The 15,315-nt window shown below is 67.0% G+C and carries 14 protein-coding genes; 5 read left to right on the top strand and 9 right to left on the bottom strand.

The window, feature by feature from the left end:
* Window positions 1–13: 13 nt before the first annotated feature.
* From ACWEV3_RS01475 to ACWEV3_RS01460, 4 genes are all read left to right on the top strand, one after another.
* Window positions 14–2,509, top strand: coding sequence for a helicase HerA domain-containing protein (locus ACWEV3_RS01475; protein ID WP_452611997.1), 2,496 nt, complete (start codon window positions 14–16; stop codon window positions 2,507–2,509).
* Window positions 2,510–2,596: 87 nt separating this feature from the next.
* A complete protein-coding gene (locus tag ACWEV3_RS01470) occupies window positions 2,597–3,625 on the top strand; it encodes a replication-relaxation family protein (protein WP_452611996.1) in 1,029 nt (342 codons plus the stop codon).
* 27 nt (window positions 3,626–3,652) lie between these two features.
* Window positions 3,653–4,588: a M23 family metallopeptidase gene (locus tag ACWEV3_RS01465; RefSeq protein WP_452611995.1), complete on the top strand. Its 936-nt coding sequence runs from the start codon at window positions 3,653–3,655 to the stop codon at window positions 4,586–4,588.
* A gap of 231 nt (window positions 4,589–4,819) precedes the next feature.
* A complete protein-coding gene (locus tag ACWEV3_RS01460; RefSeq protein ID WP_452611994.1) occupies window positions 4,820–5,542 on the top strand; it encodes a MarR family transcriptional regulator in 723 nt (240 codons plus the stop codon).
* A 92-nt stretch (window positions 5,543–5,634) separates the two neighbouring features.
* Here ACWEV3_RS01460 and ACWEV3_RS01455 read toward each other — a convergent pair whose 3' ends face one another.
* The 8 genes from ACWEV3_RS01455 to ACWEV3_RS01420 all read right to left on the bottom strand — a co-directional run bounded on the left by ACWEV3_RS01455 (window position 5,635) and on the right by ACWEV3_RS01420 (window position 13,975).
* The gene (locus tag ACWEV3_RS01455; RefSeq protein WP_452611993.1) at window positions 5,635–6,912 is read right to left on the bottom strand and encodes an IS256 family transposase; all 1,278 of its coding nucleotides are present in this window, start codon (window positions 6,910–6,912) and stop codon (window positions 5,635–5,637) included.
* Window positions 6,913–7,285: 373 nt separating this feature from the next.
* Window positions 7,286–7,639: a hypothetical protein gene (locus ACWEV3_RS01450; protein ID WP_452611992.1), complete on the bottom strand. Its 354-nt coding sequence runs from the start codon at window positions 7,637–7,639 to the stop codon at window positions 7,286–7,288.
* Window positions 7,640–8,019: 380 nt separating this feature from the next.
* A complete protein-coding gene (locus ACWEV3_RS01445; protein ID WP_452611991.1) occupies window positions 8,020–8,859 on the bottom strand; it encodes a transposase family protein in 840 nt (279 codons plus the stop codon).
* A gap of 125 nt (window positions 8,860–8,984) precedes the next feature.
* Complete coding sequence (locus ACWEV3_RS01440) at window positions 8,985–9,404, bottom strand: hypothetical protein (RefSeq protein WP_452611990.1); 420 nt, start codon at window positions 9,402–9,404, stop codon at window positions 8,985–8,987.
* A 37-nt stretch (window positions 9,405–9,441) separates the two neighbouring features.
* Window positions 9,442–9,795, bottom strand: a complete 354-nt coding sequence (locus ACWEV3_RS01435) for a hypothetical protein (protein WP_452611989.1) — start codon at window positions 9,793–9,795, stop codon at window positions 9,442–9,444.
* A 114-nt stretch (window positions 9,796–9,909) separates the two neighbouring features.
* A complete protein-coding gene (locus ACWEV3_RS01430; RefSeq protein WP_452611988.1) occupies window positions 9,910–11,667 on the bottom strand; it encodes a VWA domain-containing protein in 1,758 nt (585 codons plus the stop codon).
* 44 nt (window positions 11,668–11,711) lie between these two features.
* Window positions 11,712–12,926, bottom strand: coding sequence for an AAA family ATPase (locus tag ACWEV3_RS01425; RefSeq protein ID WP_452612233.1), 1,215 nt, complete (start codon window positions 12,924–12,926; stop codon window positions 11,712–11,714).
* Between the two features lie 707 nt (window positions 12,927–13,633).
* Window positions 13,634–13,975 carry a histone-like nucleoid-structuring protein Lsr2 gene (locus ACWEV3_RS01420; RefSeq protein WP_452611987.1) on the bottom strand — a complete coding sequence of 114 codons (342 nt, stop codon included), beginning with the start codon at window positions 13,973–13,975 and terminating at the stop codon, window positions 13,634–13,636.
* Between the two features lie 247 nt (window positions 13,976–14,222).
* On the opposite strand from ACWEV3_RS01420, the gene ACWEV3_RS01415 reads away from it, so the two are divergent.
* Window positions 14,223–14,654: a histone-like nucleoid-structuring protein Lsr2 gene (locus ACWEV3_RS01415; RefSeq protein WP_452611986.1), complete on the top strand. Its 432-nt coding sequence runs from the start codon at window positions 14,223–14,225 to the stop codon at window positions 14,652–14,654.
* Window positions 14,655–14,803: 149 nt separating this feature from the next.
* Here the strand turns inward: ACWEV3_RS01415 and ACWEV3_RS01410 are convergent, their stop codons facing one another.
* Window positions 14,804–15,169 (bottom strand): hypothetical protein, encoded by a 366-nt coding sequence (locus ACWEV3_RS01410; protein ID WP_452611985.1) that lies wholly within the window; start codon window positions 15,167–15,169, stop codon window positions 14,804–14,806.
* Between the last annotated feature and the right edge of the window lie 146 nt (window positions 15,170–15,315).

The raw sequence follows: 15,315 nt of genomic DNA, 5'->3' as shown, positions 1-15,315 counted from the left end.
GAGGAGGTGCGGCATGCGTGCCTTGCCGCCTGTACCGGCCAGCGTTGCCGGTGGATTGATCGACGATTATCTGCGGGACCCGTGGGGCGCCTTGCGCTTTGTCCTCGGCCACGTTCGCGAGTGGGCCGGCGCCGTCGCTCCCATCGCCGTGCCCAGCGTCGTGGTCGGGCTCGTGGGTGTGATGGTCCTGCGGCGCTGGTGGCGCGGTCGCTGCGTCCAGCGCCTGCTTGAGAACGCTCGCGTCGTGACCGTGCTGGCACCACCCACAGTCGATCCAGCCGGCGGAGTGGCGTTGTGGTCGCATCTCGTCGGAGTGCTGCGCCCACGGTGGAAACGCCTGTTTACTGGGCAGCCGCACGTGGCCTGCGAGTACGTGTTCTCCCACACCGGCGTAGAGATTCGGCTGTGGGTTCCCGGCGTCATTCCCCCGGGGTTGGTCGAGCGGGCGGTGGAGGCGGCCTGGCCTGGCGCGCACACTCGCACCCACCCCACCGAGCCGCCCCTGCCCACGGCCGAGACTGGCCAGCGCAGCGTCGTTGTCGGCGGCGAGCTTCGTCTCGCGCGACCCGATGCGCTGCCGATCCGGACCGATTTCGACGCCGACCCGATCCGGGCGCTGATCGGGGCGCCCGTCGGCCTGAATCGCGATGAGCATGCCTGCGTGCAGATCCTCGCTCGCCCCGTGACCGGACGCCGCCTCATACAAGCCCGTCGCACAGCCCGGCAAACCCACACCGGCAGCACCGCGGCGCACATCGCCGGCGGGATCCTGGACCTCGTCACACCCGGCGCCACCACCCGCGGCCGCAGCGTCCGGGACGTGACGAGTCGTGATCCGCAGGTGACGCTGGAGCACTCCGCTGCCAACCGCGCGATCGTGGCCAAACAACGCGGCAGCCAGTACGAGACCGTCATCCGCTACGCCGTCGCCACCCTCCTCCCCGGAGACGCCAGCACAAGCCAGGTCGACGCGACACAGGCCGCGGCGCGGGGTCGGGCACATGCCCTGGCAGCGTCCTTCGCGTCCTACACCGACCACAACTACTACACCCGCTGCCGCCTCCGGCACCCCGACTCCGCCATGGCCCAGCGGAGCCTGCGGCGAGGAGATCTGCTGTCGGTTCCGGAGCTCGCGGCCTTAGCGCACGTGCCGACGGATGAGTCGATTCCGGGGATTCAGCGTGCTGGGGCGAAAGCCATCGCACCTCCACCGGGGATCGTCACCCCCGGGGCGCAGGCCAAGCCGCTGGGCAGCACCGATACCGGCCAGTCCCGCCCCGTGGCGCTGCGCGTGGCTGATGCCCGGCACCACCTGCACGTCCTCGGCGCCACCGGCTCAGGGAAATCCACCCTGCTGGCCACCATGATCCTCGCTGACGCCGAAGCCGGACGCGGCCTCGTGGTGATCGACCCCAAAGGCGACCTGGTCACCGACGTCCTCTCCCGACTACCCCGCACCGCGGCCGACCGGGTGGTGCTCTTCGACGCCGACGCCCGCAGCCGCCCACCCTGCCTGAACCCCTTGGATGGTGGTGAAACCGACCTCACTGTCGACAACCTGGTGTCGGTGTTCCGCCGGGTGTACTCCGCGTTCTGGGGCCCGCGCACCGACGACGTCATGCGCGCCGCGTGCCTCACCCTGCGCGCCCAGGACGGCACCGCCACCCTCGCCGACCTGCCCACCCTGCTGGCCGAACCCGCCTTCCGCGCCCGGGCCACGGCCGCGGTCACCGACCCGGTCCTCAAAGGATTCTGGTCCTGGTACGAGGACCTCACCGACGCCTCTCGCAGCCAGGTCATCTCGCCGCTGATGAACAAACTCCGCGCGTTCCTGCTGCGGCCGTTCGTGCGCGACGCCATCGCTGCCGGCCCGTCCACCATCGACATGACACAGGTCCTCGACGGCGGAATCTGTTTGCTGCGGATCCCGAAAGGCACGCTCGGCGAGGAAACCACCCGGCTGATCGGATCACTGGTGGTGGCACGAACCTGGCAGACCACCACCGCCCGCGCCGCCATCCCGCAAGCCCAGCGGCGGGACGCGGGCATGGTCATCGACGAATGCCACAACTTCCTCAACCTGCCCTACCCCATGGAAGACATGCTCGCCGAAGCCCGCGGCTTCCGGCTCGCCATGACCCTGGCCCACCAGCACCTCGGCCAACTCCCACGCGAGCTGAAGGAAGGAATCTCCACCAACGCCCGCAGCAAGATCTTCTTCAACGCCAGCCCAGAAGACGCCCGCGAACTCGCCCGCCACACCACACCACGCCTGTCCGACCACGACCTCGCGCACCTGGACGTCTACCACGCCGCCGCGCGACTGGTCCTGCACGGCGCCGAAGCCGAACCCTTCACCCTGGTCACCCAACCCCTCCCGCCCCCGATCCCTGGACGTGCCCGAGAGATCCGCCGCATCGCCCGGCACACCCATCACCCACCGGCACCACAACCAGCCGACGCGGGCGAGCATCCGGCGCGCAGCTCGGATCCACGCCGCAACACCTGACCACCACATGAGCCTTCGAAGCGACTCTGCGCTCGTCGTGGCAAATATCAGCCTGCCCATGATCTCTGGTCTGGAGGTGCCTTTCCCGTGATCACCAAACCCACTCGGCAGCGCGCGCTGCACGGACTCAAACCCGCACGCTCGACCCCGCGCGTCGCCAACTCCGTTGAACATCAAGCCACGTTGGCCTGGCGGCTGACACCCCGCGACAAATGGATCATCCGGATGCTGCACGAACACCGCGTGCTCACCGCCACCCAGATCACCGCATGCGCGTTCCCATCATTCCGCTCCGGCCGCCAGCGCCTGCGCGAGCTGTTCCAATGGTCGGTCCTCGACCGCTTCCAACCCGCGATCGCTCTCGGCACCGCACCCATGCACTACGTCCTCGGCCCCGCTGGCGCCGCCGTCCTCGCCGGCGAACACGGCCTGGACGTCAAAGACCTCGGCTACCGCCGCGACCGGACCATGAGCATCGCCCACCACCAACGCCTGGCCCACACCGTCGGCATCAGCGAGTGGTTCACCACCCTCATCGCCCGCACCCACCACCACCCCGAGGAAACCCTGCACGCGTGGTGGTCGGAGGTCCGCTGCGCCCGCCACTTCGGCGACCTCGTCCGCCCCGACGCCTACGGCCGCTGGCACACCCCCACCGGCGAGGCCGAGTTCTTCCTCGAATTCGACCTCGGCACCGAGACCGTGCCCCGCGTCGCCCGCAAAATCCACGGCTACGCGCATCTCGCCAACGCGACAGCCATCACCACCCCCGTCCTGGTGTGGCTGCCCACCAGCCGCCGCGAAGTCACCGTCCGTCGCCAACTCCACCGCACCTGGCGCGACCTCGACCAACCCTGCCTTGTTCCTGTCGCCACCGCCGCAGCCGACCACCTCAACCCCGATACCAGCCATCCCAGCCCCGCCGAACCCGTCTGGGCACCGCTTACTGCCACCAGAGACGAGGCCCGGTACCCGCTGCACGACCTCGCCAGTGTGTGGAACCTCCCCGCTGCCAGCACGGTGACCGACCCTGCGGCCGGCACAGCTCCACCAGGAGTGCTGCCGCCGCCCGCGCCCATGCCCCCGCCATCCCAGCCTCGACAAGTGTCGAGGTGATCAGCCCTGTCTGCCCTCGTCAAGGCCGTGCTCTCCGTTGTGGCCGGACTTGTCCTGTTCATCGTGTTCATGGCTGCTGCGGTCGCCGGCGTCGTAACCACGGTCCTCGGCGGCACCCACAACACACGCTGCACACTCGCCGGGAACGAGACACCCGCCGTGCCCGGCTACACGCCTGACCAGCTCGTCAACGCCGCAACCATCATCGCCGTCGGCAAACAGCTCAACGTCCCCGAACGCGGATGGATCATCGCGCTGGTCACCGCCATCCAGGAATCCCGGCTGCGCAACCTCGACCACGGCGACCGCGACAGCCTGGGCCTATTCCAGCAACGCCCCTCCCAAGGCTGGGGCACACGAGAACAAATCCTGAACCCCACCTACAGCGCCACACAGTTCTACCGGCACCTGCTCGCCGTCCCCAACTGGACGGCGATGAACATCAACGACGCCGTACAAACAGTCCAGCGCTCCGGATTCCCACACGCCTACGCCCGCCACGAAACCGCAGCACGACAACTCGCCACCGCCCTCCACGGACACACCTGCACCGGAACACCAGCAGCAGGACAGTGGGCTGTGCCTGTGCACGGACAATGCACCTCACGCTTCGGGCCACGCGGCACCGGCTTCCACCGCGGACTGGACATCGCCGCACCACTCGGCACCCCGATCCTCGCCGCCGGCGGCGGCACCGTCATCGACTCAGGACCTGCCACCGGCTACGGGCTGTGGATCCGTATCCAGCACCCCGACGGCACGATCACCATCTACGGCCACAACAACCGCAACCACGCCCAACCAGGCCAAGAAGTCCAGATAGGACAACTCATCGCCGAGGTCGGAAACCGAGGCGAATCAACCGGACCACATCTGCACTTCCAGATCGAACAACATGAGCAGCCAACCGATCCGGTCGAATTCTTCCAGCGGAACGGAGCGCCGTCCCTCTGTAACCAATGACATGACACCGGACCAGATCAACACCGTGGCCAAGGGACGGCGATCGGCGGCCGCATGCTCGATAGGAGGAATGTCTACATAAGACGTTTATCCTGGCGCGGAACCAACTTGACAGAACCGGGGCGACGGAGCGTCCATGTCTGTGTAGCCCACTCGACCGGCAGCGCACCGGGGGCTGCACCGCCCCCGGGGGCATGACCCACCACCCATCCCACACAGGAGGGAACCGTCATGCCCAGCAAGAACGACAACGCCCGCACCCCGGGCAAGCAGCGCCCCCTAAAAGCCGTTCCCACAGCCGACACCGATAGCAACCCGGTGCCCGCGCGCACCGAATCCCAGGACAAGGTGTGGGCCGCACTCCACGGCAACCCGGGCGCCACCACCGCCGACATCGCCGAAGTTGCCGGAGTCGGCCGTTCCACAGCCGGAAAGATCCTGGCAACGTGGGCCAAAGACGGCAGTGTCACCCGCATCTCCGGCATCGGCGACGGCGGACGACGCAGCGCCGACTGCTGGACAATGACCCACACCGACCAGATCACGCCACTGCCTGGAGTAGCTTCCCCCACACACGACGACGCCCCGGCAGAACCGGCCGTCGCGGACGAGGCAGGCCAGTCGCAAAGCCTCGAGCTGAACGACGAATCTAAGGCAGAGGGACAGGAATCCCCGGAAGACGCACGAGAGGCCGGCGGCGTCGACGATGCTCCTAGGCCAATCATCAAGGCGCCCCGCCTGAGTAAGGGTGAATTGCGCGGCATGGTCGAGGACTACCTCACCGAACGCCCTGGCGAAGAATTCAGCCCCAACGCCATCGGCACAGCACTCAACCGCTCCTCCGGGGCGGTCAACAACGCGCTCGAAAAGCTCGTCGCCGACGGCTACGCAGTGCAAACGCAGGACAAGCCCAAGCGCTTCGCCGCCAAACAAACCGACGCGCCCGCCAGCTAAACCACTCACCGACGGAAGAATCACGTAGCAGGGCCAGGCCCCCGGAAGGGGGCCTGTCCAGTTTTGGGTGTAACTGGGTTTGATGATCTGGGTTAGTTGCGTGCGGCGGACAGGCGTCCGTCGAAGGCGAGGTCGAAGGCGTTGAGGGCGGCTTTCCAGCGCATGGTCCAGCGTCCTCGGCCCCTGCCTGTGGGGTCCAGGCCCATCAGGGCGAGGTAGAGGCATTTGAGGGCGGCCTGTTCGGTGGGGAAATGCCCTCGGGCGTTGATCGCGCGGCGGAGCCGGGAGTTGATGCTCTCGATGGCGTTGGTGGTGCAGATGATCTTGCGGATCTCGACGTCGAACTGCAAGAACGGCACGAACTCGGCCCATGCGGCGGTCCACAACCGCACGATCGCGGGATACTTCTTCTCCCATTTCTCGCAGAACTCGGCGAAGCGGTCCAGTGCGGCCTGCTCGCTGGGGGCGGTGTAGACGGGCTTGAGGTCCTTGGCCAGCGCCGGCCAGTCCTTGCGTGAGGCGTACCGGAAGCTGTTGCGCAGCAAATGGACGACACAGGTCTGCACGATCGCTTTCTCCCACACCGTGGTCACCGCCTCGGGCAGGCCTTTCAGGCCGTCGCAGATGACCATCAGCACGTCGGAGGTGCCGCGGTTCTTGATCTCGGTGAGCACCCGCAGCCAGTACTTGGCGCCTTCGCCGTCGCCGTGCTCGCCGGCCCAGAGCCCGAGGATGTCGCGTTCCCCGCTCGCGGTGACACCCAGCGCGAGGTAGACGGGCCGGTTCGCGACCTGTCCTTCCCGGATCTTGACGTGGATCGCGTCGATGAACACGACCGCGTACACCCGCTCCAGTGGTCGGTTCTGCCACTGCGCCATCCCGTCGAGGACCCGGTCGGTGATCACCGAGATCGTCTCCTTGGACACCTCCGCCCCGTACACCTCGGCCAGATGCGCCGAGATCTCTCCGGTGGTCAGGCCCTTCGCGGTCAGCGACACCACGATCCCGTCCACCCCGGACAGCCTGCGTTGCCGTTTACGCACGATCTTCGGCTCGAACGAGGCATCCCGGTCCCGGGGCACGGTGATCTCGACTGGACCGGCCTCGGTCAGGACCGTCTTCGACCGCGTCCCGTTCCGTGAGTTCCCGCCGTCACGACCGGCCGGATCGTGCTTGCCGTAACCCAGATGGGCGTCCATCTCGCCCTCCAGCGACGACTCCAGCACGATCTTGGTCAGCTGCTGCATCAGCCCACCCTCGCCACCGATGGCCACCCCATCGGCCTGGGCACGCTTGACCAGCTCGGCCACCACCTGCCGGTCCACCGCCGGCGAGACCTGCAGCGACGCGTCCTTGCTCTGATCACTCATGGTGCACCATCCTCCACTGTGGACAGTTACACCGCAGAACTTACAGTCCCCCGGAAGGGAGCCTGGCCCTGTGGTGCGTTGGTCGTTGAGCTTGGCGCCACGGTCGAATTTGGGGCAGTGAATGATGGGGAACCGTGGACTGGCATGAGCGCTGCCTTTCCGGCCGATAGAGCAAGGCGACCCCGAAGGGTTATGCCCGACTGGGTGCGCTGTGCTCGGCGACGTCCCGGTGGCATCCGCATGGGCTGGATCGCCGGTGATTCGGCACAGCGGATTCGTCGGGATCCCCGGTAGAAGACTGGAGGCGCTGATCGTGGATTCGACGTGCGCGGGGAGCGTCCAGCGTTGCGGGCGGTGATCCGGGGTCGTGGTTTTAGTGCCGTAGTGGGATGTTTTGGCAGCCTGGTAGGTGGCCGGGGTCGGTGTAGAACTCGTCGACGGGTCCCTTGTTGTGATCGGGGTCGAGGTGGTCGCCGAGGTCGGCGAGGGTGGCTATGCGGGCGGCCGGAACGTCCGCGCCGCAGCTGGGGCAGGCGTCGATCAGGAGCCATCCGTCGCCGGTGGTGGTGAGGTCGGGGATGAACCGCCATGAGCGTGATGTGTCGGTGACGGTGATCAGGTCACCGGGGACGGGGCCGCTTCGGGCGCGGTAGGTGCGGTGGGCATCGTCGGTGACGGTCACCCATGCCACCGGGACTTGCAGCGCGGCCGAGATCGTACGGGCCACGCGTGCGCGCCGTTTCCACCGAGTCCACTGTGGTGGGCCATCGTGGCGGTGGTTGAAGCCGTCTGGATCGGCTGCGCGCAGAGACCGTGCGAGGTTGACTGCGCGCAGGGCAAGCCCGGAACGGGCGCGTGCGGGGGATGTGGCTGTGTCGGGCATCTCGTGGCTCCCCGGCTGGTGTAGTCGGACATTTTATGGGACAAGACCGCCGCTGGTGTTCCTGTCGTTGAGCAAGGGTGTGGGGCAGTCGCTGCATTCTTCGCGGCCGAAGCTGGTGATGAAGGCGCACTGCTTCTCGTGTGCTTTGGTGAGTGTGATCGAGCCGTCCGTGTGCGGGATAAACCGAAGGGGATGCCCGTTTGCCTGTGCCCATTGAGGTGATCTCAGTGGATTTTGCCGTGTTCGTGGCGGGTGAGGGTGAGTGCGGCTTGGACGATCGCGGTGATTTTGCGGGGGCTGGCGGTGATGTGTTGGAGGGTGTGCCAGCGTTGGGTGAGCAGGGCGAAGCCGCGTTCGCAGAGTGCGCGTAGGCCTCTGAGCAGGGCGTTGTAGGTTTTGTTGTCGATATCCAGTGGGCAGCCCTGGGGGGCGCTTTTGCTGTGTTTGATCGGGGTGAACACCCCGATTCCGGAGCCTTGGAATCCGCCGTCACCGAGGGCCGGTAGGTCGAGTTCGGAATAGGCCCAGCACAGGGCGCCCAGGACGTGCTCTTGGGCGCTGGTGCTGTCGTGGACACTGCCGGGTTCCACCGGTGAGGTCCACAGTGGAAATCCGGTGGGGTCGGTGATCATCAGGACGTTGCCGCCCTGGGTGTGGTGTTTGCCGGAAAACCACCGGTCGATGAGGGTGCCGTTTTTGTTCTCGGTGGTTTCGCCGAGGCGGTCGGTGTTGAACAGTTTGCCGTCCACCATGACGTAGGCCACCCCCTGCCCGGCGGCGTCTTCGAGCGCTTCGTGCAGGTCAGGGGCCTGATCGGCGAGGACGTCGATGACCTCGTCGATATAGCGGTACCCGGTGGCGCGGCCAATGTTGTTGTCCCTGGCCAGTTTCGGGATCGGGGTGCGGTCGAGGAACCACCGCAACCCCAAAACCGCTTGTTTGAACGGGGTCAACGCCCGCCGCCCGCGCGGGGTGAGGCGCCGGGAGCGTTCGGCGGCCAGCAGCCGCGTGAGGTAGTGGCAGAGTTCGTCGTCGACATCGAGCGTGGCAGTATAGGTAGTCACGTGGGGTCCTTGGTAATGAAGATGATCTTGTAGCGAGACCTTCTTCTACCAGGACCCCACGTCCTGTCTTCACAACCCCCTGCTCACACGCCTCCCACACCCCGCCCCATTTCACTGAGATCACCTCATTGAATGTCGTCGGACTCGATCGTGATCTCCCCGTTGTAGCCGTAGGTGGTGGCGAACAGTGCGTCCAGCGTGGCAACCAGCTCGGTAGTGGAGAGGTTGACTCCGGGAGGGTTGGCGAGGATAGCTTCTGCACGATGGACAAGCCGGTCGGCTGCGTGGCCGAGCTCGTCTGTGGGAGAGATACAGCTTGTTCGGGGGTGTCTGGTGGCTGTCAGCCAGTTCTCCGGGGCGTCGTCGGTGAGGTGGGTCCACGTCACATTGTCGGTTCGCACTTCGGCGACGGCGTAGCTCTGAGAGGTGTCGAGATAGCGATGGATACGTACGCGGACCGTCCGGTCTGCGATGCGTGCGATTCGTTGGTATTCGTAGAAGTCCCATGTACTACGGCAGGTTTCAACAATGATGGTGTGCGACACGGCTGGTTCTCCGCTTTGGATTCGTAGTGTGTTCGGTTCAGGTCGCGGTGTTGGTTCCCCGGGGCCTGGTGCGGTGCGCCTGCCGGTAGGCGTAGACCGCGGCCGAGAGAGGTTCTCGCAGGGCCTGCATGCTCGCGATGGCCGCGTCGTAGTTTCCCGAGTCCGAACACGATGCGAGGCTGAAGAGGTGACGGTTGCCGTCGGCGACGCCGTGCAGGTAGCGGGAGATGCTGGCGGCGAAGCACTTGGCCGCGTCCTGATGGTGGGCGAGGTTCTCTGCGATAACCTTCAGTACGATGTCGACGGGGTGGGTGTTGTCGAGTTCTGCGCAGGTAATATCCGCGACTTCGGTCAGGATCTTGTCGGTGCTGTTGAAATGGTTCTCGGTCACGCTCTCTCCTGTTCTGGTGCTTCCACTGTGGTCAGTTGGTGCCGTGGGCTGGCTTTCGCTTGGAGTGGCTACCGGGTGCCAGGTGGCCGGGTATCCGGCCACCTGGCGGGGCGGCTATCGGGCGGCGCGTAGGGCTGCGGTGGCGGCTTGGCCGATGGCGTGCGCGGTGGCGGTGGGATCGGCGAGTGGGTGAACGCTGACGCCGTGCAGTGGGCTCACACAGGGGCTGTCGGGTGCGAGCCACAGCACGGCGCATCCGTTGGCGCGCAACCGATCGACGCGGCGCTGTCCTTCTGCGCGTGGGTCGTCCCGAAACTGACCGTCGGAGACGATGACCAGCAGCCGCGCGGATCCGGGGCGGTAGAGGTTCAGGGCTCCGTCGAGGGCGTCGATGGCGCGCGGGATGTCCTCGTAGTTGTCGTCGGCGTCGAACTCGGTCACGCGTGTGGGGGCGGAGTCGGGGTGGGTGATGGCGCGCACCCGGTTCCCGAAGATCACGGTCGCGGCGGCGGCCGGAATCTGGGCGTGGTGGGTGGCGTGGCCGAGGATCCAGGCGGCGGAGGCGACAGGCCCGGCGAAGGCCCGCATGGATCCGGACACGTCACAGGCGACGCCGAGCCGCAGTGGTGGGCTGGGCGCGATACGTCGGGTGGTCCGGGTGAACGGTTCGGCGGTCGGCAGCGCACCGGCGGCGCGTTGCGCGTCGGCGGCCAGTGCGCCGCGCATCCGCAACCGCCCGGGTGGTGTGGGCGAGGTTGTCTTTGTCGCCACACGGTCGCGGATTCCGGCCGTGCTCAGTGCGCGACCGAGGCGGCGCGCGGCAGCGCGTTCCTGCCCTGTGGGGGGCCGTGTCCCGGTGATTGTGGTCTTCCCGGCACGCGGTCCGCCGATTGCGGAGAAGACCTTCCGCGCGGCTTTCGCGGCGTCTTCTTGTGCCTGTCGTTCGGCGTTTGCCGCGTCCGCTTCGGCCGTCGCGGGGTCGGCGGGAGCCTCTTCGGCGGCGACGGCTGCGGCGGTTTTCCGGGCGGCCACGGCGATGGCGCTGGCCAAAGGCGATGAAGTCCCTATGTTGCCCGGGGTGGCTTCCTCGCCGCCTGCCCCGGTTGTGGGGGAGGGAAGATCTGGGTCGGTGCCGAGGGCTTCACACCAGCGGCGGCCGAGGTCGATCATGGTGTCGGCGTCGCCGTCGTCGACATGGTGGGCGGCCAGCCACACGTCCCGTAGCTCGTCCAACGTTGACGTGCCCAGGAGCGAGTCGACAACGTCGCCGACGATCTTTGTTTCGTCGGGGGTGAGGATTCCGGCGTCCGTGCGGGCCAGCAGCAGGGCGGCCGCGTGGGCGGCCGCGTGCGGCGTCATGCCGGGGGCGCGGGTGGGGTCGTTCGCGTGGGTGTCGGCGAGAATGAGGTTGGTGGCCGACGCGCGCAGCCAGTGCCGGTCGTCGGGGCGGCGGCGGATCTGGGCGGACTCGATGCGGGATTCTTCCAGCAGCATCGCGGCGGCGACCGCGCCGGGCGGCGCGTCGCGGGGCGGTTCCCAGACGGAATGGCGGGCGTGGGCGCATTCGTGGGTGAGCAGGCCCCAGGCGGTGGCGTAGCGGGTGCGGTCGCCGAGGCGGTCGGGGGTCATGGTGGCGGGGTCCACTGTGCCGAGGTGGGTGCCGTCGATCTCGATCGTGGCGTGGTGCGGGAAGTAGCAGGCGGGCGACCCGTGCCCCGCCCCGGGCGCGATGGTGACGAGGAGGTCTTCCCGGTCGGCTATGACCGGAACCTCGTCGGTGAGTGTGGCGGACAGGCGCAACCACACGGCGTCGCGGGACGAATCGAGGCGGGTCTTGTCGACAGCAGTGTCGGTGATCAGATGCGTACTCATGGGGATCGTCCTTCCAGGACTTTCGAAGTGGCGGAATGTGTTGGTTAGACCCGTGCGCCGAGTGCGAGCGGCTCGATCACGGCGCCGAACGCGTCGCGCACGGCCGCCGCGACGGTGTCGCGGTCCTCTTCCGGCGCGATACCCACGAGGTTCGCGGCGGCAGCGTCTGCGCCGAGTACGGCGGAGATCCGTTCGAACGCGATCAGTTCGCGAAGCTGCGGGGCCCAGCGGACCTCGCCTTTGCGTTGGCGCGTCGCGAGATTCCGCGCCACGCGCACCGCGCGGCGGTCGATTTTCAGTTGTTTAGCCAAATCGAAGTCCGTGGAGACCTGGATCTGCGCGGAGAACCGTGACGACAGGGCGTCGGTGAGGACCGCGCCGTGCACGCCGGGGTTGTGTCCGGCGACGACGTAGAAACCGGGCTCGGCGGTCACCACTTCGCCGCCGTTGGCTTTCACGGTGATCTGGCGGCGTCCGTCCATCGCGGGGTACACCACGGCCAGGACGGTGGGCGGGATCAGGGTGGCGTCGTCGATGAACAGGCACCGGCCTTCCCGCATCGCGGTGACCAGGGGGCCGTGGACGAAAACGTAGCGGCCGTCGGGGGTCTGGGTGTATTCGCCCACGAAGTCCGCGACCGTCGTGTCACCGTCGCCCTGCACGGTGATCAGGTCCGGGAAGGCGGCCTCGACGACCGAGGTCTTCCCCGTTCCGGGGGGCCCGTACAGCAGGGATGACACACCTGCGGCGCGTAGCTTGCGCAACGCGGTGACATCCGGCAACCCCGACAATTGCCTGGGGTGGTAGGTCTGCCCGTTCGGGCGGGTCACCGGACCCGACACGGGCTCCTCTTCCGGGGGCACGGGAGTCGGGTGTGGAGCTTCTGGTTCCGGCGCGGCTGGCGTGGGTGCGGCTTTCCGGGGGCGGCGCGGGGCCTTGGCGGGGCTCGCCGCCGGTGCGCTCGGGGCGGTCGCGGCACCGGCGGTCGCGGCCGTCGCCCGGTACCGTAGCGGCGCCCACGAGGTCCTTTCGGCCTCGCCACGATCGGTGAGCACCTGCAACGCGTTCCCGACCGCCCCCGCCGAGCGGCCCAACTTTTTAGCTATGTCGCGCGGCGTAAATTCCGTTCCCGCGTGATCGGCCAGGCATTCGGCGACAATCCGCCGCAGCTCGCCACTGCGCAACCGCACACCCCCCGACGTACCCGGGGGTGCCGGAGTGGGCGTGGGGGTTCCTGGCGAACCGGCGGGCGGTGTCATGTGCAATTCCCCTTCGAAGGCGGTTGGCCACACAATCGGCTTCTCGGTTTCGGCGGCATCGTCCGGTTCGCAGGATTCGGCGGCAGGTTGGATCGCGGCCATCAGCACGGTAGCTCCCTCGGTGAACATAGCTCCGCCAGGGGCGGCATTTCGGTGATTTCCCGGTTCCCCCGGTGATGGCTCAAAGATAGCTCTGTGCCGCGCACGATTCAACAAATAACGCCCCGTTTTAAAGACTCTTTTCGAATCACCCAATAGGGGCCGAACTGTCGGTATTTTGAAATCGCACTGCATTGTTATTCGATTTGCAATGTGCCGGCCGGTGGAATCAATGAAGGCGGTGGCATGAAATGCATCTAATGACAGTAGATGAAAGACAATGATAGGAGGGGATATTTATCGGGAACTGGGCAGTGGGAGGCGAGGTTGGAGTGTCGTGACGTGATGCCTGGCCGGCAGCCCGCCTCGATGTTTCTCCCGGCCTGTGGCCAGGCCAGTCGGGGATACCTGCTGATCCCCCGTGAGGCACGCTACACAGCGCGGGACCGCCGTTGAGGGGATGGTTGTCTAAGCGCCGCCTCCTGCGGATCCCCCTGGTGATCCTCCCTATGTACCCCCATATCCCCGGCGCAGGTCTGCGGCACCGCCGTCCGCCGCGTGGTGCGAGGCGGGGCCGCGGGCGTGCCAGCCGGCGGCCCCGCCTTCGATTATCGAGCGTTGTCGTAGGCTTCGACGATCTCCGCGGGGATACGGCCTCGGTCGGACACCTGAAAACCTTGTTCGCGAGCCCACGTGCGAATGGCCTGATTGCGTTCTTTGTCCAGGGCTTGCGGTGCGGCAGTAGTGCCGGACTTGACGGATGCGCGCTTACGTCCGCCGGTCCGGCGGGCATTAGAAACATAACGTGCCAGGGCGTCCCGAAGTCTGGCGGCGTTGTCCTGAGACAGATCGATCGCGTAACCAACTCCATCCAGCCCGAACTCGACGGTGGCATCGGCGGGCGTGCCGTCGATGTCGTCGACGAGCTGAACGGTGACTTTCTCGGCCATGCGGTTCCTTTCGTTTGTCCGGTATCGCGAATTCCGGACGCGTGTACGGAAACGGATTGTAGGGCAACCGTCCGAGATGAAAACCACGGAGCGCCGCGTCCGGGTGGATTACGGTCGCGGCATTCTCCGGTGTGTCACATGTGCTGGCTGTTGCGGGAGGCGATGTTCTATGCTTCCGCAGCAAGGAGCACCTGCTGACTTCGGGGCTCCTGTAATGGATCTCTGGACTTGCTGTTTGGATGGTGCTGTGGCTGAAAAGACCGTGGTCGAGTTCGTTGATGACATCGACGGCTCGCCCGCCGAGCAGACCACGACGTTCTCTTTGGATGGCGTGGTCTATGAGATCGACCTCAACGCCCACCACGCGCAGCACCTTCGGTCCCTGCTTCAGCGCTACATCACCCACGCACGTCCGAAACCGGCTCACAGCGGGAACCGGCGCGCCGAGCGCGATCAACGCCGGGCCCGCGAGACCAACAGGGGCCTGACAGCGCAGATTCGAGAGGCAGCCCAGCGTACCCGCGAGCACCTCAGCCACAAGCCTGCCTCGGAGCAGACAGACCACACCGATCCAGAGCCCCCGGCTGAGATCACGGTGGTGGAACCGCACACCCCGAAAGAACCGCGGAATTCCACGCGTGCCCCTGAGTTGGCGCCGCCGCAGTTTTCATCGATCTAGCAGCTCGACAAGCTGCCCTGCTTGGCCGAGTAGGGCGCTGCCGTAGCCAGGTGGACTTGTTGTTCTGCCGACGGTCAGAGCGCCCCTCGACACAGGGGGGTGGTCTGACCGTCGGCACTGCTGGCCGGGTTCATCATGGCGACGGGCTTTTATGTGCGGCGGGAAGGCACGGCGTGCAGTCGTGGTGAGCTTGTAGTGTCCTGGCGTGCAGTGCCGGCCTGTGGTGCGGGAAGGGCGGCGTGGATCAGGGGTGCGGCGCGGTAGGTCCATCCCGGTCCTGCGTTTTTCCAGCAGCCCAGCATCAGCCAGCGTCCGCGGCGGGTGAGCCACAACCAGACGTCGACCAGATCGGGGTCGTCGCCGTCGGCGGGTGGCAGGAGTTGCAGGACAACGGTTCCTGCGGGGAGGTCGGCGGGGCTGAGGTTCGGCTTCCAGGCCCCGGTGAAGCCGGTGAGGGCCTGGTGGGGGTCTCGGTCGGTGGAGGTGATGACGATGCCGCCGGTGTTGCGGGGCATGCGCATCGGCGGCGGAGGACCGAGGGTGCAGGTCACCCGGGTACGCGCGGCAGGTGAGGGGCACGGCGGGGCCGGCGCCCGGTGCGGCCGTGGGCCGGGAGCGCGCAGTTCCTGTGTCGGTGGTGTGTGAAGCAGTGAACGGTCAA

The sequence above is a fragment of the Saccharopolyspora sp. NPDC003752 genome, from assembly GCF_053605825.1.
Note: the sequence above shows the minus strand (reverse complement) of the source record. Positions and strands in the feature narration are given on the sequence as shown.

Bases quoted from the DNA above. Each gene is read 5' to 3' on its own strand.
- ACWEV3_RS01475 (WP_452611997.1), top strand. From the start codon at position 14: ATGCGTGCCTTGCCGCCTGTACCGGCCAGCGTTGCCGGTGGATTGATC.
- ACWEV3_RS01460 (WP_452611994.1), top strand. From the start codon at position 4,820: ATGCCCAGCAAGAACGACAACGCCCGCACCCCGGGCAAGCAGCGCCCC.
- ACWEV3_RS01455 (WP_452611993.1), bottom strand. From the start codon at position 6,912: ATGAGTGATCAGAGCAAGGACGCGTCGCTGCAGGTCTCGCCGGCGGTG.
- ACWEV3_RS01430 (WP_452611988.1), bottom strand. From the start codon at position 11,667: ATGAGTACGCATCTGATCACCGACACTGCTGTCGACAAGACCCGCCTC.
- ACWEV3_RS01425 (WP_452612233.1), bottom strand. From the start codon at position 12,926: ATGACACCGCCCGCCGGTTCGCCAGGAACCCCCACGCCCACTCCGGCA.
- ACWEV3_RS01420 (WP_452611987.1), bottom strand. From the start codon at position 13,975: ATGGCCGAGAAAGTCACCGTTCAGCTCGTCGACGACATCGACGGCACG.
- ACWEV3_RS01410 (WP_452611985.1), bottom strand. From the start codon at position 15,169: ATGCCCCGCAACACCGGCGGCATCGTCATCACCTCCACCGACCGAGAC.